Here is a 20,751-nt window from a genome sequence, read left to right as displayed (position 1 = left end):
CGCGTGGATTCATGGGATGCACTGGGACGGCCGACGGGGCGCGTATGGCGCAACACCGCACTCCGCGGGGAGGGGGTCGACCTACGACAACAGGCCCTCGCCGCGGCAGCTAAGAAGAAGCAGCCCGAAACGCATGATGGAAACGACCATATCCGAGCCGTACGGCATGTGGAGCCCCCGTTTCACTATGCGGGACGAGTGGGGGTCGGCGCCGCCGTTGCGTGCGAATGGGAATCAACCACTCGATTTCATCAATCATTGCGCCAAGTAGTGACAAGCCCATGACGCGCTGCCACATTGCCCGACATGGCTGAAACCCTCTTCTGCACCATCGTGCCACCGCACATCCTGGACAAACTCGCCCGCCACGGCGAATCCCGGATCGCCGACAAGGCCAGCCGCACCCTGGAGCACGACGCCCTCCAGCGCACCCGCCGCCGCATCACCACCGTGCGCGCCCTGGCCGCGCCCACCGGCGCCCCCTCCGACAAGCCGAACCGCACCATCTACGACGCCCAGGGCGCCGAGCGGCTGCCGGGCAGGAAGGTCCGCGGCGAGGGCGACCAGGCCACCGCCGACACCACGGTCAACCGCGCCTACGACGGGCTCGGCGCCACCTTCGAGCTGTTCCTGAAGGCGTACGGCCGGCACTCCATCGACGACTCCGGGCTGCCGCTGGACGCCAGCGTCCACTTCGGCGAGGACTACGGGAACGCCTTCTGGGACGGCCAACAGATGGTCTTCGGGGACGGCGACGGCGAGATCTTCCTGGACTTCACCGTCTCGATCGACATCATCGGCCACGAGCTGACCCACGGTGTCACCCAGTACACCGCCAACCTGGAGTACTGGGGCCAGTCCGGGGCGCTCAACGAGTCCATGTCCGACGTCTTCGGCTCGCTGATCAAGCAGTACTCCCTCGGTCAGACCGCCGACCAAGCCGACTGGCTGATCGGCGCGGGGCTGCTGGCCCCCGGCGTCACCGGCGAGGCGCTGCGCTCGCTGAAGGCTCCGGGCACCGCCTACGACGACGACGTCCTCGGCAAGGACCCGCAGCCCGCGACCATGGACGACTACGTCAGGACCAGCCGCGACAACGGCGGTGTGCACATCAACTCCGGCATCCCCAACCACGCCTTCTACCTGGTCGCCACGGCCCTCGGCGGCAACGCCTGGGAGCGGGCGGGCCGGATCTGGTACGACACGCTGACCGGCGGCGAGCTGTCCACCGACGCCACCTTCGCGGACTTCGCCCGGCTGTCGGTGGCCGCCGCCCGCGCCCGCTTCGGCGAGGGTGCGGAGCTGGAGGCGGTCGACAAGGCGTGGAGCCAGGTCGGCGTCCCGGCGCAGTAGCGAGCGGCCACCGCGGAGCGCCACGCCCACGGGACGGCACGCCGGGAGGCGACGCGCCCGGGGCGGATCGGGGTAGCACTCCGGGCCGCGGGTCGTAAGGATGGAGCCATGCGCATCTCTGTGATCCGCTCCGGCGGCTTCGCCGGCATCGAGCGCCGGGCCGAGCTGGACACCTCCGGCCGGCCCGACGCCCGACACCTGGAGGCCCTGGCCCACCAGGCCGTGTCGGCGAGCCCGGCCGAGGCCACCGCGGTCCGGGGGGTGCCGGACGGCTTCTCCTACGAGATCACGGTCGACGGGCGCACCGCGCACTGCGCCGACCCGCACCTGAGCGACGCCCAGCGCGAGCTGGTCCGCGCGGTGCTCAGGGAAGGGGCCTGAGGGAGTCGCCTGAGGGAGTCGCCTGAAGGGCGGTCCCGGGCCCCGCCGGGGCCCGTGACCTGGCGCCCAGGGAAGGCGCCCGGGAGGGCGCCCGCGGGAGCGCGCCCGGAGGTCGCTCCCGGGAGGGCGCTCAGAAGCCGAGCTTGCGCAGCTGCTTGGGGTCCCGCTGCCAGTCCTTGGCGACCTTCACATGCAGGTCCAGGAAGACCGGGGTGCCCAGCAGGGCCTCGATGTGCTTGCGGGACTTGGTGCCGACCTCCTTCAGGCGGGCGCCCTTGGGGCCGATGATGATGCCCTTCTGGCTGGGCCGCTCGATGTAGACGTTGGCGTGGATGTCCAGCAGCGGGCGGTCGGCCGGGCGGCCCTCGCGGGGCAGCATCTCCTCGACCACGACGGCGATGGAGTGCGGCAGCTCGTCGCGCACGCCCTCCAGCGCGGCCTCGCGGATCAGCTCCGCGACCATCACCTGCTCGGGCTCGTCGGTGAGGTCGCCCTCCGGGTACAGCGGCGGGCTCTCCGGCAGCAGCGGCACCAGCAGATCCGCGAGCAGCGCCACCTGGCCGGCCCCGCGTCCGCCACCGCCCACGACCGCCGGGCCGCGGCCGCCCTGCTTGTCCGCGTCCACCGCGGAGACCGGGATGATCTCCTGCCACACGATGCCCAGGTCCTGGCCCAGCTTGTCGATCGCGATCAGCTGCTCGGCCAGCCGCTTGGAGTCGACCAGGTCGGTCTTGGTGACGATGGCGACCTTGGGGGTCTTCTTGATCCCGGCCAGCTCGGCGGCGATGTAGCGGTCGCCGGGGCCGATCTTCTGGTCGGCGGGCAGACAGAAGCCGATCACGTCGACCTCGGCCCAGGTGGTGCGCACCACGTCGTTGAGCCGCTCGCCGAGCAGGGTGCGCGGCTTGTGCAGGCCGGGGGTGTCCACGAGCACCAGCTGGGCGTCCGGGCGGTGCACGATGCCGCGCACGGTGTGCCGGGTGGTCTGCGGCCGGTTGGAGGTGATGGCCACCTTGGTGCCGACCAGAGCGTTCGTGAGGGTGGACTTGCCCGCGTTGGGCCGGCCGACGAAGCAGGCGAAGCCCGCGCGGTGCGGGGCCGGCTGCTGCTGGGTGGTCTTCGGCGCGGTCTCGGGGGACGGGGAACGATCGCTCATGCCGCTCATTGTCCCCGATGCGCCGCACTACGCCGACCAGCCCGGGGCAGCGAGGCCGGGAGCGGCCGGGGCCGGGGGGCCGCGGGCGGCCGGGACCGGGGAGTCGCGGGCGGCCGGGACCGGGCGCCAGGCCAGGCCCGGCGGTGGGCTTCCAGGCCGAGCGGTCGGGAGGGGCGGCGGACCGGGGGACCAACGGGAGGGGGCGCCCGCCCGGGGGCGGTGCAGGCTGGGAGCGGCCGGCGCCCGGCCCCGTCCCTGCCCGGAGGGGCCCCGGCCCGTCCCCGCCGGCAGGGCCCCCGGCCCCGTCCCCGCCGGCAGGGCCCCCGGCCCCGTCCCCGCCGGGAGAGCCCCGGGCCCGTCCCCGCCGGCAGGGGCCCCGGGGCCGGGGCCGGCCGCGTCGGGGCTCCCTCAGGACGGGAGCAGCAGCAGCTTGCCCGTGGTGCGGCGGGACTGGAGGTCGGCGTGGGCACGGGCGGCCTCCGCCAGGGGGTAGCGGCCGCCGACGGCGAGCTCCAACCGGCCGTCGCGGAGCCAGTCGAAGACCTCGGCCGCGCGGAAGCGCAGCTCGTCGGGGTCGGTGGCGTAGTCGACCAGGGTGGGGCGGGTGAGGAAGAGCGAGCCGCGGGAGGCCAGGGACTGCGGGTCGAGCGCGGGGGCGGGCCCGGAGGCGGAGCCGACCAGGACGAAGAGGCCGCGTCGGCGCACCGCGCCCAGGCCGGCCTCGAAGGTGTCGCGGCCGATGCCGTCGTAGACCACGTCGACACCCCGACCGTCGGTGAGCTCGCGGACTCGGGCGGCCAGCTCACCGCCGTCGGCGAGCGCGCCGCCCTCGGCCCGTACGAGGACCTCCTGGGCGCCGGCCGCGCGGGCCGCCTCGACCTTCTCCGGGGCGGAGACGGTGGCCAGGACCCGTACGCCCTGCGCGGTGAGCAGCCGGGTGAGGTGTCGGCCGAGGCCGCCGGCCGCCGAGTGGACCAGGGCGGTCTCGCCCTTGGCCGCCGGGTGGACGGAGGTGGTGAGGTAGTGCGCGGTGAGGCCCTGGAGCAGCACGGCCGCCGCGTCCGCCGCGGTGATGTCCTCCGGCACCGGTACGGCCGCGGCGGCGGGGACGATCACCTGTTCCGCATAGCTTCCGGGTGCCGCCCACCACGCCACCCGGTCGCCGACCGCGAACCCCTCGGCTCCGGGGCCCAGCGCCAGGACGGTGCCGGCGCCCTCGCTGCCGGGGACGAAGGGCGGCGTCGCGCGGCTGCCGGCCTGGCGCTCGTAGACGTCCTTGTAGTTGACGCCGGCCACCGCGAGCCGCACCAGCAGCTCACCCGGGCCGGGCACCGGGTCCGGCAGCTCCGTCGGGACCAGCACCTCCGGGCCACCGGCCCGCTCCACCACTACAGCGCGCATCAGGCGCCTCCCCTCTCTGGTGTTTCTCGTGTTCCTCGTGTCTCTCGCATGACGTGGCGTTCGCTACGTTCGCGGCGTTCTCAGGTCGTTCGGATGTCCGCGGGCCTCGCGCGGGTCACAGCCGGCATGCTGTGGCGCACCACCAGCGCGGCCGCCGCGAATCCCAGGGCCACCAGGGCCAGACACACCCGGAGGCCGGCGTCGCCCCGCCCGTCCAGCAGCGGTCCGAAGAGCGCCACGCCGATCGCGCCGCCCACCTGCCGCAGCGCGTTCAGCGAGCCGGAGGCCAGCCCCGACTGGTCCGGGGGGAGCGAGCGCAGCACCACCGTGGGCAGGCTGGGACCCATCAGCCCGGCGCCGAGTCCCAGCAGACAGCTGCCGACCGTGAAGAGCGGCCAGTCCCGACCGCCGGAGAGCGGGAGCAGCGCGAGGGCGCCGGCGGCGGCCCCGGCGGAGCCGACGATCAGCAACAGCCGGGGGCCGGTACGGGTCACCGCGCGGGCCAGCACGAACGACGCGAAGGCCCAGCAGCTCGCGAACGGTACGAAGGCCAGTCCGGCGCCCAGCGCGCCCAGCCCCCAGCGGTGTTGCAGATGGAGCGAGAGGGCGAACTGGCCGCCGTAGGCGCCGAACTGGAACAGCGCCCCGAGCCCCAGTCCGGCCGCGAACCCGGGCCGGCGCAGCACGCCCAGCGGGAGCACCGGGTGGCGGGCCGCGCGTTCGGCGAGCCCGAAGGCGACGGCCGCCAGGGCCGCCGCGCCGAGCAGGGTCAGCGGCAGCGGGGCGGACCAGCCGTGGCTGCCGCCCTCGACCAGCGCCCCGATACCGCAGCCGACCACCACCGCGGCCGCCAGCTGGCCCCAGGGGTCCAGGGGCACCGCGCGGGTCGGCGAGGGGGCCAGCCGCCGGCGGCAGCCGGCGACGGCGAGCAGCCCGATGGGCACGTTGATGAGGAAGATGGCGCGCCAGCCGACGGCCGCGGTCAGGGCGCCGCCCGCCACCGGGCCGATGACCAGGGCGAGGGAGCTGACACCGCCCCAGATGGTGAACGCCTTGGCGCGCCGCGCGGGTTCGGGGTACATGTGCGCGATGACCGCGAGCGAGGCGGGCAGCAGCCCGCCGGCCGCCACGCCCTGCACCGTGCGCGCGGCGATCAGCGCGCCGAGTCCGGGGCTGGCGGCGCAGGCGGCCGAGGCGGCGACGAAGAGCAGCAGGGACAGTTCGAAGAGGCGACGGGCGCCCAGCCGGTCGGCGAGTGCGCCGCCGCCGAGCAGGCAGGCCGCCATGGCGATGGTGTAGCTGTTGACCGTCCACTCCAACGGGGCCAGTCCGCCGCCGAGTTCCGCGCGGAGTCGCGGCAGTGCGACATTGAGCGCGCTGGCGTCCATGAGCACCATGAAGAAGCCGAGACAGACCGCCGCCAGGGCGGTTCCGCCGCCCGGGTTCGCGGGCTCCGGTACCTTCGAGGGCGCCCGACCGCGCGGCGCCGGAGCCGCCGGACCGCTCTCCAGGGCTTCACTCACCTGACAACTCGCATCCACTTCCGGGGCGAACGCCGGACACGGCGACGCCCGCACGGTCTATAGTGTTCGATGGAGGTCGATCACGATGAATAAAAGCCGCTCTCCTGACACCGAGTCAAGTACGGCCGCCTCTCCCGACGACTCCTCCCTGAACGAACGCTCTCTGGACGACTCCCCTCTGGACGCACGGCCGTGCGAGCACCTCCCGGCCGCCGACCCCCCACCGAGCGACGCCCGCGCCCGCGTCTCGCAGCGCGCCCGCCGCCTCACCCACACCGACCCGGCCCAGGCCACGCTGCAGGACGCGCTGGGCGCGCTGGGTGACCCGGTGCGCCGCGCCATCATCCGGGAACTGGCCGACTGTCCGGACTGGAGCCGCGCCTGCGGCACCTTCGACCTGGGCGTCAGCAAGGCCACCCGCAGCCACCACTTCACGGTGTTGCGCCACGCCGGACTGCTCGAACAGCGCGACGTGGGCGCCCGGAGGCTCAACCGGCTGCGCCGGGAGGAGTTCGACGCCGCCTTTCCCGGCCTGCTCACCCTGGTCCTCACCGAGCGCCCGCCGGCGCCGACATACCGATGCCCCTGAGTTGCTTGCCAGTTGACTGGCGGTGTCATAGCGTTGTCATACGGGCGGTGTCGACGCCACCACCCGGACTACGGCCACTCCAGGTCGGTGGAGCTCCCCGGCCCCGTCGGGCGCGACACCGCTCGGGCCACGAACCGGCCACCCGATCGCTCATCCTCGGTCAAGGTCGGCACAGCGCAGGTCTGGGCCGCCGCCTGGACCGTGAGCGACATGACCAATGCAGCAAGAAGTCTTAACATGTCCGGATTTCTCCCCAAGGAAGTAATGGGCTTGCCATGACGGTGGTCAACCAGCCCGAGTTCGGTCAGCGGCTGAGGCAACTGCGGCTGGAGCGCGGGATCAAGCAGACGGAGTTGGCCGGTGGACCGGTGTCCGCCAGCTACATCTCACGGCTCGAGATGGGCAACCGCCTTCCCTCTCCCGCGGCCCTCGGTTACCTCGCGGACAAGCTGGGCGTGCCCAGTGAGGCCCTGATGACCTGCGCGCCGTCGAAGGGGGCGGAAGCCGGCTCGGGCGGCGCGGGCCCCGGCGGAGCGGACGATCCGCACTCCGCCCGCAGCCTGCTGCTGGCCGAGGCGGCCACCGCGCTGCGCGACGGCGACACCGCCCGCGTCATCGAGCTGCTGGAGCCGCAGTTGGACCAGGCGGAGGCGGCCGTCCCGTTCGGCTGGCACTGGCATCTGCTGTGGACACTGGCCGAGGCGTACGGCCGCCGGCAGGAGCTGCCCGCGCGGGTCCGCGTGCTGCGCACCATGCTCGACACCAGCGCCACCTGGCCGGACGCGGCCGCGGTCCGGGCCGGCATCCTGGCCGACCTGTCCGCCGACGAGCGGGCCCTGGGCCATTTGCCGGCCGCTCTGGAGGCGGGCGAGCAGGCGGTCGCGGCCGCCCGCGGAGCCGGAGCGCCCGAGCAGGCGCGCGCGCTGATGGCGGTGGCCGCGGCCGAGACCGAGCTGGGCGCGGTGCGGCTCGCGGACAAGCGGGTGCCCGAGCTGCTGGCCCTGGCCGACGCCACCACTCCCCGCACGGCCGCCCAGATCTACTGGACCTGCGCCGGGGTGCGCAGCCGTCAGGGGCGGGCCGAGGAGAGCGACCGGCTGATGCTCAAGGCCCTGGCCATCCTGGACAGCCGGGACGACCTGCTGGCCTGGGCGCGGCTGCGAATGGCGGCCAGCGCGCTGCGGCTGCGCAGTGGGCGCACCGACGACGTCCGGGGCTGGATCAAGGAGGCGCGCCGCGCGGTCGATCTGGTGGGCGGCCCCGGTCAGAGCGCCGCACTGCTGTCCCTGACGGCCTGGCTGCTGTGGATCGAGCGCGACTACCGTGCGGCGATCGCGGCGGCCGACCAGGCCGAGGAGACCGGACTGCTCGCGTTTCATGACGGTCTGCGCAACCGGCTGCTGCGCAGCCGCTGCCTGTTGCGGATCGGCTCCGAGGCCGAGGCGCGGACGCAGATGCGGGCCGTGGCCATGCAGGCGGAGGACTCGGGGTACCTCGACCTGGCCACCGAGGCGTGGAAGTCGCTGGCCTCGGCGCTGGACGGGGCCCAGACGGAGGGCGACCGGAGGATCGGCGCCCCGCGCGGGGGGACCCTCACCGGCGAGACGGACATGACTCCGCTGGAGGGGGCGCTGTTGGACGCGACCCGGCTGGACGAGACCCAGTGGGCGGGGACGCCGCTGGACGGGCCCCGGCCCCCGGCCAGGGACGGCGTTGTCAGAGGTGTCAACGGGAGCGGGGGCAGCGGCAGGCGGCCGGAAAGCCCCGCCGCGCACGACTGACTCCGCGAGTGTGGGACGCGCCATGGAGCTCCGGGGCGCGGGGCACCCCACCGGCGTCGGGGGCGCGGGGCGCCGCACGCCCAGGGCCTGAGCCTCCGCCGCGGCCCGGCGATCCGGGACCCAGGCCGTCGCGCACCGGACGAGGCGGCCGGAGGTCGTCCTCCCGCGGGCGACACACGCGGAACGGGACGACCCTGAAGGGACTTCGGGAAAGAGGCGCTCCTCGGCGCCCGCGGCACGGGCGGTAGGCACCGGGCCGGTCGGCCTCGAAGCGCCGGCTCCTCTGACACCGACGGCCGCGAAACCGGCTGCCGCGACACCGAGGGCCACAAGGCCGGTCGGCGGGGAGCGGGTCGTCTCGGTGAGGATCCTCGGAGCGGTGGTCGACGGGGCACCTTCCCGCCTCGCGGAAGCCGTTGCCGCGGCGTCCGGCGCGGCCCTCCCGAACCGCCTCGCGCCGCGGCGGTGACACCCGGCCGTAACGCGGCCGCAGTCACGCCCCGCTCCTCCGGCATCCCGGTACTCCCCCCACTGTCCAGGACCATGTGTGACGTACACAGGTTCGTTCAACAGTCCTAAATAGCCTAGCCCATGTGCGCGCGAACTGACTAGTCGTGACTTGATATGACCAATGCTTGACTGCCCCTGGCAGACCTGAGTAGCTTGGCACCGCCCGCCAGTCAGATGGCACGTCACAAGGTCGCGCCTCCAGAGCGCCGTGCCGCTGGCAGTGGCCCGCCACCTCCCGCGCCTGTTCCGTACCCCGCTCCGCCGGTTTCACCGCTGTACGGCCCCCTGCTCTCCGCACCTGGTTCTGCCTGTACACCCCCTTCGGCCATGCCGCCACGCAGAAAAGGCCCCCGCCCACCATGAGTGCCAGCAATGCGTCCATGTCGACCGCGGATGCCACACGCGAGTCCATGCGGGTCTTACCCGGCCCGCTCCAGTTACCCCTCACCTTCCTGACCGGCAAACCGCTGGCGGGCCAGCGTCCTGTCAACCTGTCGCCCGGATTCCACCTGACAACGGCCGTCCTGAGCATGCTGGCCGGCATCGCGCTCTCCAGCTCCGCGCTCGTGCTCGGCGGCGGCTGGCTGCCGCTCCTGGTCCCCGGCTGGGCGATGACCCTGCACGGCCAGCGCAACCTGCGCATGATGATCTATCACCAGTGCTCGCACCGGAACATGTTCGGCCGCCGCCGACTGGACGCCGCCATCGGCTACGCCGTCTCCAGCCTGCTGGTCATCCAGAACTTCGAGCGCTACAGCAAGGAGCACGTGGCCGACCACCACGCCGTGCACCACATGACCCTGCGCGACCCGACCGTGCAGGCGTTCCTGGTCAGCCTGGACCTGCATCCCGGGATGACGCGTCGACAGATGTGGCGCAGGGTGCTGCTCAAGCTGGTCTCCCCGCGCTTCCACCTGGCCTTCGCGGTGGCGCGCGTGCGCTCCTTCTGGAAGAACTCCGCCCGCGCCGAGAAGGTCCTGGCGCCCCTGCTCTACGGAGCGCTCGCCGTCGCCGCCGTATGGACCGGTCTCGTCGTACCGGTGCTGGTGGTCTGGTTTCTGCCGCTGATCTTCTTCTACCAGATCAGCAACACCCTCCGGCTGTGCGTCAAGCACACCTTCCCGGCGCCCGACGCCACCGTCCGGCGCGGCAAGGAGTACTTCGCCAGCCTCACCAACGCCATCTTCATCGGCGAACCCGCCCCCGCGCCCGGGCTCTCGGCGGGGCGCGCGACGGCCGCCTGGACGCGCTGGACGCTCCGCATGACCCTGGTGCACTTCCCCACCCGCTACCTGGTGCTCACCGGGGACACCGTGGTGCACGACTACCACCACCGCTATCCGGCCAGCCGCCAGTGGTACGACTACGTCTTCGTGCGCCAGCAGGACATCGCCGACGGCCATCGCGGCTGGCCCCCGTACACCGCGGAGTGGGGCCTGGTGGCCGCCATCAACCGGGTCTTCGACTCGCTGTCGGTGGCCGACTCCGAGGAGTTCGACATCGCCCGGCTCCGGTCGGTCAGCCGCCGCGAGCTGTTCGCCGCCTTCGACGACTGACGGCCGGCCTCGCCCACCCCCTCCGTACCGCCAGAGAGGTTCCGCAGGATGACCATGTCCGCCACCCCCGACTCCCCCGAACGCCTGGTGATCCTGGGCGTCGCGGCCAGCGACGCGCACGCCGTCGCCAACCATCTGATCGCCCACTCGCTGCGCGCCGACGGCTTCACCGTCATCAACCTGGGCACCTGCACCCCGGTCGCCGAGTTCGCGGACGCCTGCGCGCGCCACCCCGAGGCGGAGGCCGTCATCATCGGCAGCCTCAACGGTCAGATCCACGCGGATCTGCACGACCTGGCGGACGCCAAGCGGGCGGGACGGATCCGCTGCCCCGTGATCGTCGGCGGCAACCTCTCGGTCGGCAGCGTCAAGCAGGATTCCGCGATCGACCGGCTGTACGCGCTGGGCGTCGACCATGTGCTGGACAGTCCTTCGCAGCTGACCCCGCTGCTGGACACCCTGCGACCCGCCGTCACCCCGGTCGGGGCGGGCGCCGGTGCCGCCGTCCGCGCGCTGGCCGGTGCCGCGGCCCGATGACCGACGCACCGGCCGGGCCGGAAGAGCTGCCCTCCCTCCGGGAGTCGGTCGCCTACATCGGCCGGTTGGGCAAGCCGACCGCCGCCGAGGTGCTGGACCTCGCGCAGGCGACGGGCCGGGTGGCGCTCCAGCCGCGCTGCGGCGTCGGCGGCCACCGGGAGATGGCGGCGCTCCTGGCCGAGTTGGAACGCGAGGGCCGCCCGGACATCCTGACCCTGACCATCGACGCGCACACCCGGCTGCTCCGCTGGGAGCACGCCGAGCGGGCGCTGCGCGCCGACCCGCTCGGGCTGAACGGCTATCCGCTGGTCACCCACGGCTGGCGGCGGGGCCGGGAGCTGAACGAGAGCGTGTCGGTGCCGCTGGAGATCCGACATGGCTCGCCGGACCCGCGCGCCCTGTTCGCCACCTCGGTGGCCGCCGGCATCACCTCCTTCGAGGGCGGCGGGATCTCGTACAACCTGCCGTACTCCAAGGACGTGCCGCTGGCGCACTCGCTGGCCGCCTGGGCCGAGGTGGACGCGGCCTGCGGCGAGTTGGCGCGGCTGGGCACCGTGGTGGACCGGGAGCTGTTCGGCACGCTGACCGCGGTGCTCGTGCCGCCGTCGATCTCGCTGGCGATCAGCGTGCTGGAGGCGGTCGCGGCGACGGCCGAGGGCGTGCGCTGCGTCTCCGTCTCGTATCCGCAGAGCGGCCATCTCGCCCAGGACGTGGCGGCGCTGCGCGCCATCCCCGAGCTGGCCGGCCGCTATCTGCCGGCAGGGGTGCGCACCCACGCGGTGCTCCACGAGTTCATGGGGGTCTTCCCCAGGGAACGGCACCACGCCGAGGAGCTGATCTTCTACGGGGCGTTGACCGCCCGGCTCGGCGGCGCCTCCAAGATGATCACCAAGACGTACCAGGAGGCGCACGGCATCCCGGACGCGGCGGCCAACGTGGCCGGGCTGCGGCTGGCGGGCATCGCCAACTCCCAGCTGTTGGACTTCGTCACGGTCGACGAGGAGGCGGTGTCCGAGGAGCAGCGGTGGATCTGCCGGGAGGTCGCGGAGATCGTCGAGCCGGTGCTGGCCGCCCCGCGGCTGCACAGCGCCATCGTCACCGCGTTCGCCGAGGGCCGCCTCGACATCCCGTTCAGCGCCAGCCGGCACGCCCACTCGGCGATCATCCCGCGGCGGGACCCGAGCGGGGCGATCCGCTACCACTCGCACGGTCGGCTGCCGCTGTCGCCGGCCAGCGTGGCACGCAACCAGCGGCTGTTGGCGGCCGGGCCCGGCGCCGCCCCGGGCGCCACCCCCGGCGGCGACCTCTTCCAGGCGCTGCGGTTCGACATCGACTACTTCCCCCACCTGTTCAGCGAAGCCGGAGACGGCGGGTCGGCGCGGTGACCCGCCCCGGCCCCGCGAAGGACCCCGCAACCGAGAGGAACGCACCCGTGGCTACCAGCCAGTCGACCATACGAGTGGGCATAGTGGGCGCCGGCCCGCGCGGCGTCGTCGCGCTCGAACGGCTGTGTGCCAACGCCCCGCTGCTGGCTCCCGGCGTGACCGTGGAGGTCCATCTGATCGATCCCTGCCCGCCGGGCGGCGGCCGGGTCTGGCAGCAGGACCAGGACCGCTCGCTGCTGATGAACACCGTCGCCTCGGACGTCACCGTGTTCACCGACGACTCCGTGCCCTGTGAGGGGCCGATCGTCCCCGGGCCCACCCAGTACCAGTGGGCCCGGATGGTGACCGAGGGGCTGATCGACGACGTGAGCGCCGCGGACCGGGCCGAGTGCGCCGGGATGCTGCCCTGGTCGTACGGGAGTCGGGCGCTCAACGGCGGCTATCTGCGCTGGGCGCTGGGCCACATCATCCGCACCGCGCCGGCGGAGATCTCCGTGCGCACCCACGCCACGCGCGCGGTGGCGCTCGACGACGCGTCCGGCGGCCGGCAGGTGCTGCGCCTTGAGGAGCGCGAGGATGGGGCGGAGACGGAACTGCTGCTGGACGCGGTGGTGCTGGCCCAGGGCCACTTCGACGTCGCGCCGACCGAGAGCCAGCAGCGGCTGCGGCACTTCGCCGCCGAACACGGCCTGGTCTACCAGGAGCCGGTCAGCCCCGCCGAGGCCGATCTGTCCGACTTCCCCGCCGGCGAGCCGGTGGTGCTGCGCGGCCTGGGGCTGAGCTTCTTCGACTACGTCACGCTGCTCACGCAGGGCCGCGGCGGCCGGCTGCACCGGGACGAGGCCGGCCGGCTGCGCTACGAGCCCTCCGGCAAGGAGCCGCTGCTCTACGCGGGCTCGGGCCGGGGTGTGCCGTACACCGCGCGGGCCGAGATCCACCTGGAGGTCGTGCCGCGCTACCAGCCGCGCTTCCTGACCGCCGAGGTGATCACCGAGCTGCGGCACGGGGCCGGGCGTGGCGAGACCGACTTCATGAACCACCTGTGGCCGTACGTGGCCAAGGAGGTCGGGTTCGTCTACTACCGGGCCCTGCTGGGCCGGGCCCCGGAGGCGGAGCGGGAGGCGTTCCTGGCGGAGTACTCCCGGCTCGACTGGGACAGCGCCGCGATGCTGGAGCTGATCGAGCGCCATGTCCCGGACCCCGCCGAGCGGTGGGACTGGGCGCGGGTGGACCGGCCCGGCCTCGGCCGACGGTTCGCCGACCGCGCGGAGTACGACGCCTGGGTGGCCGGCCGGCTGCGCTGGGACCTGGAGCAGTCGGCGGCCGGCCCCGCGACAAGCCCGTTCAAGGCCACCGCGGCCATCATGCGCGACCTGCGCGACGAGATCCGGCAGGTCATCTCCCACCAGGGGCTGCGCGGGGCGTCGTACCGGGAGCACGTGGACCGCTGGTTCAGCGGTTTGAACAACTATGTGGCCTCCGGTCCGCCGGTGGCCCGGATCGAGGAGCTGGAGGCGCTGGTCGCGGCCGGGGTGGTGCGCATGGTCGGCCCCCGGATGCGGGTGGAGTGCGACGCGGAGCGCGGCCGCTTCCTGGTCTCCTCGCCCGAGGTCGACGAGGCGCCGCTGGAGGTGACGGCGCTGCTGGAGGCGCACCTGGCGCTGACCGACGTGCGCCGCGCCACCGATCCGCTGCTGCGCCACCTGCTCACCACGGGCGGCTGCCGGCCGCACACCATCCCCGACACGGAGGGCCCGGGCTACGAGACGGGCGGCGTGGACGTCGCCGAGACCAGCTTCCGGCTGATCGACGTCGCCGGCACCCCGCACCGCGGCCGCTTCTCGTACGGGCCCCCGGTGGAGTCGGTGCAGTGGGTGACCGCGATCGGCGCCCGGCCGCACGTGGGCTCCCGCACGCTGCTCCAGGGCGACGCGATCACCCGCGGCTGTCTGCGCACCGGGGTGGAGAACCTCGGGCAGCGCCGCATGGCCGTCGCCTGAGCCTCGTTCCCCCTTCCCCTGCCCCTTCCCCTTCGTTCCTCTTCCCTCCCTTTCCCTTTGGCCCCCTTCCCTTCTGACTTCCGCACGCAAGGAGACGCAGGATGACCGACGGCGCAGCGGCCTCGCGCAGACTGATGGACCTGATGATCGGCTACTGGGCCTCCCAGGCCGTCTACACCGCCGCCAAGCTGGGCCTCGCGGACGAGCTGGCGGACGGTCCGGCCACCCCCGCGCAACTGGCCGACCGCACCGGCACCCATGAACCCTCCCTCGCCCGACTGCTCCGCTTCCTGGCCGAGTTGGGCGTCGTCGAACGGGACCCGGCGCGGGGCACCTACCGCACCACCGAGGTGGGCCGGACCCTGCGCACCGAGGAGCAGGGCTCGATGCGCGATCTGGCGCTGCTGTACGGCGAGGAGTTCTACGCCGGCTGGGGCAATCTGACGCACACCGTGCGCACCGGGGAGAACGCCTTCACCGCGCTGCACGGGGCCGCGATGTACCCGTACTTCGGCCGGACCCCGGAGCTGACCGCCAAGTTCGACCGGGCCATGGCGGCCAGCTCGGCGTTCTTCGACCCGATCCCGACCCTCTTCGACTTCAGCGAGGCGCGGACCGTGGTGGACATCGCGGGCGGCAACGGCTCGCTGCTGACCACCGTGTTGCGGGCCCATCCGCACCTGCGCGGCGTGCTGTTCGACACCGAGCACGTGGTGGACGCGGCCCGCACGGAGCTGGCGCGGACCGAGCTGGCGGACCGGCTGGACTACGCCTGGGGCGACTACTACGAGAAGGTCCCGGCGGGCGGGGACGTCTACCTGCTCTCGCGGGTGCTGCACGGGCGCGACGACCAGCGGTGCCTGGAGGTGCTGCGGCGCATCCGGGAGGTGATCCCGGAGGACGGCGCGCTGTTGATCGTGGAGCGGGTGGTGCCGGAGGACGGTTCACCCTCGCTGGCCGCCTGGTTCGACGTGCACATGCTGGCGATCGCGGGCGGCTCGGAGCGCACCGCCTCGGAGTACGCGGCGCTGCTGGAGCAGTCGGGCTTCGCGCTCTCCGTCGTCCACGGGCTGCCGCTGGACAGCGAGCTGTTGGTGGCCGTGCCGCGGACGCGGTCCGCGGACGCCTAGCCGACGTCTCCGTCCGCCGCGGGGCCGGGCGGGTCCGGACGCCGCCGCGCGGCGCCCCGGGGGTCCGGGGTGCCGCGGCGGGCGGCTCAGACCCGTCCGGCCTCCGGCTCGATGGGGCTCAGCAAGCGGTGCGGCCGGGCCAGGGCCCGGGAGACCGGGTCCTGCCGCAGTTCGTCGTCGGCGCCGGGGCCCGGCCGCATCGAGATGTCCCCGGGGGCCACCGGCACGGCGCAGGAGGGGCAGTTGCCGAGCGGATCCAGCCGCGTCCCGCAGGGGACATGGCTGAAGACGGTCCGCGACCGGCCGTCGGAGGCGTGCCGCTCGCCCCACTGGGCGAGGGCGTAGATCGGCAGCCACAGCGCCCGCCCCGCGTCGGTGAGCACATAGCCGTGGCGCACCGGCGCCTGCTGGTACGGCTCCTTGCGCAGCACGCCCGCGGCGACCAACGACTGGAGCCGCTGGGTGAGCACCGCGCGCGGGATGTCCAGGTGCGCGAGGAAGTCGTTGAAGCGCCGCACGCCGTAGAAGGCGTCGCGCACGATCAGCATGCTCCAGCGCTCGCCGACCACCTCCAGGGCGCGTGCGAGCGAGCAGTCCTGCTGTGCGTAATCCGTTCCCAGCGCCATGGCATGAGTCTAACGAATAGGTTCGGTGAACGAATTAACCGTGGTACGTTCACCTAAGTTCGTTGAACAGACTTACTTGACCAGAGCTACGCCGTCGGCCCGACCGGCGTACGAGGACCGACAGAGGACCCGCCATGGCGCCCCACGCCTCACCCTCCGCGTTCCGCAGCCCCGGCCTCACGCTGCTGACCGCCAGCTTCGGCACCCTGCTGGTGCTGATCGACTACACCTCGCCGCTGACCACGCTCTCCCCCACCGCCGCCGCGCTGGACATGACCCCCTCCGCCCAGACCTGGGTGCTCACCGGCACCCTGGTGGGTCTGGCGGCCTTACTGCTCACCATGGGCAGCGTCGCCGACGACTACGGCCGCAAGCGGGTGTTCGGCGCCGGGGCCGGGCTGCTGCTGGTGTCGACCGCGCTCTCCGCCGCCGCCTCGGACACGGGCCTCTTCCTGACCGGGCGGATCCTCCAGGGCTGCGCCGCCGCGGCCATCCTGGCGCCGAGCCTCGGACTGATCGGCAACGCCTACCCGGTCGGCCCGGCGCGGGTGAAGGCGCTGGGCATGTGGGGCGCCTCGGTCGGCCTGGGCATCGCGCTGGGCCCGGTCTACGCGGCCCTGGTCGAGCGGGCCGGCGGCTGGCGCGCCATCTACTGGGTGCTGTCCGCGCTGTCCGCGCTGCTCATCGCGCTCACGGCCGTGACCCTGGCCGAGTCCAAGAACGACCGCCCGCGCCGGCTCGACCCGCTCGGCGTGCTCACCCTGGGCGCCGGCTCCTCCTGCCTGATCGCCGGACTCGCCGAGGGCCGCTACGGCTGGGGGCGCACCCAGGTGCTGACGCTGCTCGGCGCCGGGGTGCTGCTGCTCGCCGCGTTCGTGCTGGTCGAGGCGCGGGTGACGGAACCGATGCTGGAGCTGGGGCTGTTCCGGACGCCCGGCTTCATCGCCTCCACCAGCGGCGCCTTCTTCACCGGGATGTCCATCGTGGGCCTGATGAGCTATCTGCCCACCGTGGTGCAGAAGTCGCTCGGCGAGTCCCCACTGACCGCCTCCGGCGTGCTGGCCATCTGGTCCGGCCTCTCGGTGGTCTCGGCGCTCCAGGCCCGCCGGCTGGCCGCCAAGGTGGCCGCCGCCACCCAGGTCGCCGGTTCACTGCTGCTGTGCGGCATCGGCGAGGCGGCCCTGTACGGGCTGGACGCAGGCGACTCCTGGGCACACCTGGTGCCCGGACTGGTCATCGCCGGCATCGGCAGCGGCGTCCTGAACGCCGCCCTGGCCCGACTCGCCGTCAGCAGCGTGCCGCCGCACCGGGCCGCGATGGGCTCCGGCGCCAACAACAGCGCCCGCTACCTGGGCTCCGCCCTCGGCGTCGCCGTCATGGTCACCGTCATCAGCCGGTCCGAGTCGGCCGCCGGCCCCGGCCAGGCCATGGCCGACGGAGCGAACAACGCCTTCCTCGTCGCCGCCGCGCTCTGCCTGGCCGGCGCCGCCATCGCCCTCTGGGCCCGGCTCGCCGAGTCCCGCGCGGAGGCCCGTACGCCCGCCGTCGAACCGCCCGTCACGGAACACCCCCGGGTGGCCTCGCCCAGCTGACCCACCCAAGGGCCGGCACCCCCTGACGGCGCCGCAGGCCAGCACCCGGGCGCGCCGCGGCCCAGCGCCTTCGCCCCGCCGCCGACCAGCACCTTGATGCCGCCGCGACGGCGCGCGACCACACCGGACCGGCACCCTTGTTCCCCCACGGCCCAGCACCCTGACGGCGCCGCAGGCCAGCACCCGGGGCGCGCCGCGGACCAGCACCTTCGACCGGCCGCGGACCGGCACCTTGATGCCGCCGCGACGGCGCGCGACCACCACGTCGCGGACCGGCGGTGCCGAACCGACAGAACCGACGGCACCGTCCGCGCCCCAGGACAGGGGCAAGCCCCCAGCCCCCAGGGAGACAGGGAGACGAGGACGAGCCCTCAACCCCAGCCGGGGGGGGGACGAGGGCGAAGCCCTCAACCGCCGCCAGGCGTCACGTTCGGGCGGTCACCCGCAGCTCACCGTCCGGCCCCGCCAGGAGCACCGGGGTGCCCGGGCCGCCGAGGTCGCGCACCGCGGCGAGGTCGATGTCGGCGGCGTCCGCCGCCTCGGTGACCACGGCGGCCGCCTCCAGCGACTTGGCACCGCTGGCCACGGCCATGGCGACCGCGGTCTGCAGGGCGGTCAGCCGCAGCGAGTCGAGGGCGACGGTGCCGGCCACATAGGTCCGGCCGGTCTCGTCGCGTACGGCCGCGCCCTCCGGCACCCCGTTGCGGGCGCGCGCGGAGCGGGCGAGCGTGATGATCTTGCGGTCTTCGGGGTCCAGCGGTGCAGCGTCGCTCATGGGGACGAGGATATGCGCACGCCCCGCTCAGCCCGCGACCGAGTACATCCCGTCGCGACGGTCCTCGGGGGACATCAGCCGCTCCAGCTTCGCCGCCGTGCCGGTCTCCGGCACGGGGTTGTGCAGCACGATCGTCAGGTCCGGCCGGGCCGGGACCCGCAGTTGGGTGGACTCGAAGAACAGCGCTCCGACCCGCGGATGTTCCATCTCCTTGACCAGTTGGCCACCGGCCTGTACGTCACCGAGCGCCCACAGCTCGGCGAACTCCTCGCTGGCCTCGGTCGCCTCCCGTACGACCTCGGCGTATCCCTCGTCGTGCGGCCGCTCCGACCAGGCCGCTCGGTACTGGGCGACGACCCAGGGGGCGATCCGCTCCCAGCTCTTGGCGCGCGCACGGTAGACGGGGTCGGTGAAGAAGGCGACGACGCAGTTCGACGAGACGCCCGGCTGGCCGTAGCCCATGACCAGGCGGGCGGCCTCGTTATGGACGATGGTGTTCCAGTACGCGTCCATGATGTGCGCGGGGAACGGCATCCAGGCGTCGATCAGCCGGCGCAGCCCCTCGCACATGTACTCGGCGTCGTCGCGCTCGGGGGACGGCAACGGCGGGTTGAGCCCCGCCAGAACGTACAGATGGCGCCGCTCGGCGACGCTGAGCTGGAGCACCCGCGCGACCGCGTCCAGCACCTGCGGAGAGACCGTGATGTCCCGGCCCTGCTCCAGCCATTGGTACCAGGAGGCGCCGACCCCGGCGAGCACCGCGACCTCCTCGCGGCGCAGCCCCGGCGTGCGGCGCCGCGCCCCGCCGTCCGGGAGGCCCGCGTCGGTGGGGCTGATCCGGGCCCGACGGCTCATCAGGAAGTCACGCAGATCCTGCCGACGACGGGTCTTCGCGCTGCTCTCGGTGGCCGGTGCCACGCTTCCCCCTGCTCTCGCACTGCCTGGTGGTCGGGCCAACAGGATATTCTCCCGCTCCCCACACCCCTTCGGTTCGCATGAACCTCTTGATCATGCCGATCGATTCCCCGACACGCCCCGCCCCGTCCGACACCCCCACCCGCCCCGAGGCGCCGACCTCCCCCGCCCCCGCCCGCATGTCCGGCCGCGCCAGGCTCGTGCTGATGGTGCTGTGCGCCGCGCAGTTCATCGTGGCCCTGGACTTCTCGATCCTGAACGTGGCGCTCCCGGTGATGGGCGCCGACCTGGGGATGAGCCAGGCCGATCTGCAGTGGGCGGTGACCGCGTTCGCGCTGCCGTCCGGCGGCTTCCTGCTGCTGTTCGGCCGGATCGGCGACCTGTACGGGCGGCGGAAGCTGTTCCTCGCCGGGCTGGCGCTGTTCACCGCCGCCTCGGTGCTGGCCACCCTGGCCTGGAACCCGGCGGCCCTCCTGGCCGGGCGCGCGCTCCAGGGTCTGGCCGCGGCCGCCATCGTGCCGGCCGGCATGTCGCTGCTGACCACCACCTTCGCCGAGGGCCCGGAGCGCGAGCGGGCGTTGGGCATCAGCGGCACCCTGCTGTCGCTGGGCTTCACCATCGGCATGGTGCTCGGCGGCTCCATGACCGACACCCTGGGCTGGCGCTCCACCATGGGGCTGCTGGCGGTGTGCACGCTGCTGGTGCTGGCGCTGGCGCCGGGCCTGCTGTCCGAGTCGCGCACCCCGGACCGGCCGCGGCTGGACGTGCCGGGCGCCGTGACGGTCACCGGTGGCCTGCTGGCCGTCATCTACGCCCTGTCGACGGCGGGCGAGCGCGGCTTCGGCGGCGCCGACGTCCTCGTCACGCTGGCGGTGGGCATCGCCCTGCTGGTGGCCTTCGTGATCGTGGAGTCCCGCGCCGCACAGCCGCTGGTCTCGCTGCCGATGCTGCGACGCCGCACCATCGCCTGGGGCAACCTGGGCGGGCTGGTCACCTTCTCCATGATGAGTACGGTGATCTTCGTGCTGACCCTGTACCTCCAGGAGGTGCTGGAGCTGTCGGCCTTCCAGACCGGGCTGGTCTTCGGCGTCCAGGGCGCGCTCTCGGCGGTGGCCGGCGGCCTCGCCCCCCGGGTGACCGGCCGCTTCGGCGCCCGTCGCACGCTGGTCTTCTCGCTGCTGGGGCAGGGCCTGTTCATCGCCGCGCTGCTGGGCCTGGACTCCGACGGCCGGTCGGTGTGGCTGGCGACCGCCGCCGTCTCGCTGGCCAGCATGTGCCACCTCGGCGCGATCATCTCCTACGGGCTCACCGTCACCTCCGGGGTGCCGGACGAGGAGCAGGGGCTGGCGACCGGCCTGGTCACCAGCACCCAGCAGGTCGGCCTCACCGTCGGCATCCCGCTGCTGGGCGTCCTGGCCACCACCGGCTCCGAGCTGCTGCCGGGCGTCCGTCTGGTGCTGGGGGTCGACGCGGCGATCGTCGTGGCGGCGGGGCTGCTGGTGGCGCTGGGGCTGCGGAAGTCGGCTCGGGCCTGACGAGCC

The 20,751-nt window shown here is 73.6% G+C and carries 17 protein-coding genes; 11 read left to right on the top strand and 6 right to left on the bottom strand.

Annotated features, from left to right (window positions below):
- Nucleotides 1–306 precede the first annotated feature (306 nt).
- Both LRS74_RS23465 and LRS74_RS23460 read left to right on the top strand, forming a co-directional pair.
- On the top strand, nt 307–1,353 hold the full coding sequence (locus LRS74_RS23465; RefSeq protein ID WP_277742865.1) for a M4 family metallopeptidase: 1,047 nt from the start codon (nt 307–309) through the stop codon (nt 1,351–1,353).
- Between the two features lie 108 nt (nt 1,354–1,461).
- Nucleotides 1,462–1,734 (top strand): protealysin inhibitor emfourin, encoded by a 273-nt coding sequence (locus LRS74_RS23460; protein ID WP_144383647.1) that lies wholly within the window; start codon nt 1,462–1,464, stop codon nt 1,732–1,734.
- A 130-nt stretch (nt 1,735–1,864) separates the two neighbouring features.
- Here LRS74_RS23460 and LRS74_RS23455 read toward each other — a convergent pair whose 3' ends face one another.
- The 3 genes from LRS74_RS23455 to LRS74_RS23445 form a co-directional block, all read right to left on the bottom strand.
- Entirely contained in the window at nt 1,865–2,890 is a 1,026-nt protein-coding gene (locus LRS74_RS23455) for a GTPase Era (protein ID WP_277742864.1), read from the bottom strand.
- A gap of 408 nt (nt 2,891–3,298) precedes the next feature.
- The gene (locus LRS74_RS23450; RefSeq protein ID WP_277742863.1) at nt 3,299–4,291 is read right to left on the bottom strand and encodes a quinone oxidoreductase; all 993 of its coding nucleotides are present in this window, start codon (nt 4,289–4,291) and stop codon (nt 3,299–3,301) included.
- Between the two features lie 80 nt (nt 4,292–4,371).
- The gene (locus LRS74_RS23445) at nt 4,372–5,814 is read right to left on the bottom strand and encodes an MFS transporter (RefSeq protein WP_277742862.1); all 1,443 of its coding nucleotides are present in this window, start codon (nt 5,812–5,814) and stop codon (nt 4,372–4,374) included.
- 295 nt (nt 5,815–6,109) lie between these two features.
- On the opposite strand from LRS74_RS23445, the gene LRS74_RS23440 reads away from it, so the two are divergent.
- From LRS74_RS23440 to LRS74_RS23410, 7 genes are all read left to right on the top strand, one after another.
- The gene (locus tag LRS74_RS23440) at nt 6,110–6,403 is read left to right on the top strand and encodes a helix-turn-helix domain-containing protein (protein ID WP_277744891.1); all 294 of its coding nucleotides are present in this window, start codon (nt 6,110–6,112) and stop codon (nt 6,401–6,403) included.
- Nucleotides 6,404–6,678: 275 nt separating this feature from the next.
- Entirely contained in the window at nt 6,679–8,184 is a 1,506-nt protein-coding gene (locus LRS74_RS23435) for a helix-turn-helix transcriptional regulator (RefSeq protein WP_277742861.1), read from the top strand.
- An 890-nt stretch (nt 8,185–9,074) separates the two neighbouring features.
- Nucleotides 9,075–10,250, top strand: coding sequence for a fatty acid desaturase (locus LRS74_RS23430; RefSeq protein ID WP_277742860.1), 1,176 nt, complete (start codon nt 9,075–9,077; stop codon nt 10,248–10,250).
- 48 nt (nt 10,251–10,298) lie between these two features.
- Nucleotides 10,299–10,787: a cobalamin-dependent protein gene (locus LRS74_RS23425; protein WP_277742859.1), complete on the top strand. Its 489-nt coding sequence runs from the start codon at nt 10,299–10,301 to the stop codon at nt 10,785–10,787.
- On the top strand, nt 10,784–12,172 hold the full coding sequence (locus LRS74_RS23420; RefSeq protein ID WP_277742858.1) for a methylaspartate mutase: 1,389 nt from the start codon (nt 10,784–10,786) through the stop codon (nt 12,170–12,172). The genes LRS74_RS23425 and LRS74_RS23420 overlap by 4 nt, the downstream gene beginning before the upstream one ends.
- A 47-nt stretch (nt 12,173–12,219) precedes the next feature.
- Nucleotides 12,220–14,172, top strand: coding sequence for an FAD/NAD(P)-binding protein (locus LRS74_RS23415; RefSeq protein WP_277742857.1), 1,953 nt, complete (start codon nt 12,220–12,222; stop codon nt 14,170–14,172).
- A 101-nt stretch (nt 14,173–14,273) separates the two neighbouring features.
- Complete coding sequence (locus tag LRS74_RS23410; RefSeq protein WP_277742856.1) at nt 14,274–15,302, top strand: methyltransferase; 1,029 nt, start codon at nt 14,274–14,276, stop codon at nt 15,300–15,302.
- A gap of 86 nt (nt 15,303–15,388) precedes the next feature.
- Here LRS74_RS23410 and LRS74_RS23405 read toward each other — a convergent pair whose 3' ends face one another.
- Entirely contained in the window at nt 15,389–15,928 is a 540-nt protein-coding gene (locus LRS74_RS23405) for a helix-turn-helix domain-containing protein (RefSeq protein ID WP_277742855.1), read from the bottom strand.
- Nucleotides 15,929–16,062: 134 nt separating this feature from the next.
- Between LRS74_RS23405 and LRS74_RS23400 the strand changes: the two genes are divergently transcribed.
- Nucleotides 16,063–17,520, top strand: coding sequence for an MFS transporter (locus tag LRS74_RS23400; protein ID WP_277742854.1), 1,458 nt, complete (start codon nt 16,063–16,065; stop codon nt 17,518–17,520).
- Between the two features lie 424 nt (nt 17,521–17,944).
- Here LRS74_RS23400 and LRS74_RS23395 read toward each other — a convergent pair whose 3' ends face one another.
- The gene (locus LRS74_RS23395; protein ID WP_277742853.1) at nt 17,945–18,295 is read right to left on the bottom strand and encodes a cytidine deaminase; all 351 of its coding nucleotides are present in this window, start codon (nt 18,293–18,295) and stop codon (nt 17,945–17,947) included.
- Nucleotides 18,296–18,322: 27 nt separating this feature from the next.
- Entirely contained in the window at nt 18,323–19,150 is an 828-nt protein-coding gene (locus LRS74_RS23390) for a helix-turn-helix transcriptional regulator (RefSeq protein ID WP_277744890.1), read from the bottom strand.
- A gap of 155 nt (nt 19,151–19,305) precedes the next feature.
- Here LRS74_RS23390 and LRS74_RS23385 point away from each other — a divergent pair, with 155 nt between their 5' ends.
- Nucleotides 19,306–20,745, top strand: a complete 1,440-nt coding sequence (locus LRS74_RS23385; RefSeq protein ID WP_277742852.1) for an MFS transporter — start codon at nt 19,306–19,308, stop codon at nt 20,743–20,745.
- Nucleotides 20,746–20,751 lie beyond the last annotated feature (6 nt).

It is taken from the genome of Streptomyces sp. LX-29 (genome assembly GCF_029541745.1).
In the GTDB taxonomy this organism is placed as follows: domain Bacteria; phylum Actinomycetota; class Actinomycetes; order Streptomycetales; family Streptomycetaceae; genus Streptomyces.
This window is presented reverse-complemented; position numbering and strand designations above follow the sequence as displayed.

Coding starts and splice junctions, on each gene's coding strand:
- LRS74_RS23460 (WP_144383647.1), top strand. CDS start 1,462: ATGCGCATCTCTGTGATCCGCTCCGGCGGCTTCGCCGGCATCGAGCGC.
- LRS74_RS23450 (WP_277742863.1), bottom strand. CDS start 4,291: ATGCGCGCTGTAGTGGTGGAGCGGGCCGGTGGCCCGGAGGTGCTGGTC.
- LRS74_RS23435 (WP_277742861.1), top strand. CDS start 6,679: ATGACGGTGGTCAACCAGCCCGAGTTCGGTCAGCGGCTGAGGCAACTG.
- LRS74_RS23420 (WP_277742858.1), top strand. CDS start 10,784: ATGACCGACGCACCGGCCGGGCCGGAAGAGCTGCCCTCCCTCCGGGAG.
- LRS74_RS23410 (WP_277742856.1), top strand. CDS start 14,274: ATGACCGACGGCGCAGCGGCCTCGCGCAGACTGATGGACCTGATGATC.
- LRS74_RS23405 (WP_277742855.1), bottom strand. CDS start 15,928: ATGGCGCTGGGAACGGATTACGCACAGCAGGACTGCTCGCTCGCACGC.
- LRS74_RS23390 (WP_277744890.1), bottom strand. CDS start 19,150: ATGAGCCGTCGGGCCCGGATCAGCCCCACCGACGCGGGCCTCCCGGAC.
- LRS74_RS23385 (WP_277742852.1), top strand. CDS start 19,306: ATGCCGATCGATTCCCCGACACGCCCCGCCCCGTCCGACACCCCCACC.
- LRS74_RS23400 (WP_277742854.1), top strand. CDS start 16,063: ATGGCGCCCCACGCCTCACCCTCCGCGTTCCGCAGCCCCGGCCTCACG.
- LRS74_RS23425 (WP_277742859.1), top strand. CDS start 10,299: ATGACCATGTCCGCCACCCCCGACTCCCCCGAACGCCTGGTGATCCTG.
- LRS74_RS23395 (WP_277742853.1), bottom strand. CDS start 18,295: ATGAGCGACGCTGCACCGCTGGACCCCGAAGACCGCAAGATCATCACG.
- LRS74_RS23465 (WP_277742865.1), top strand. CDS start 307: ATGGCTGAAACCCTCTTCTGCACCATCGTGCCACCGCACATCCTGGAC.
- LRS74_RS23455 (WP_277742864.1), bottom strand. CDS start 2,890: ATGAGCGATCGTTCCCCGTCCCCCGAGACCGCGCCGAAGACCACCCAG.
- LRS74_RS23430 (WP_277742860.1), top strand. CDS start 9,075: ATGTCGACCGCGGATGCCACACGCGAGTCCATGCGGGTCTTACCCGGC.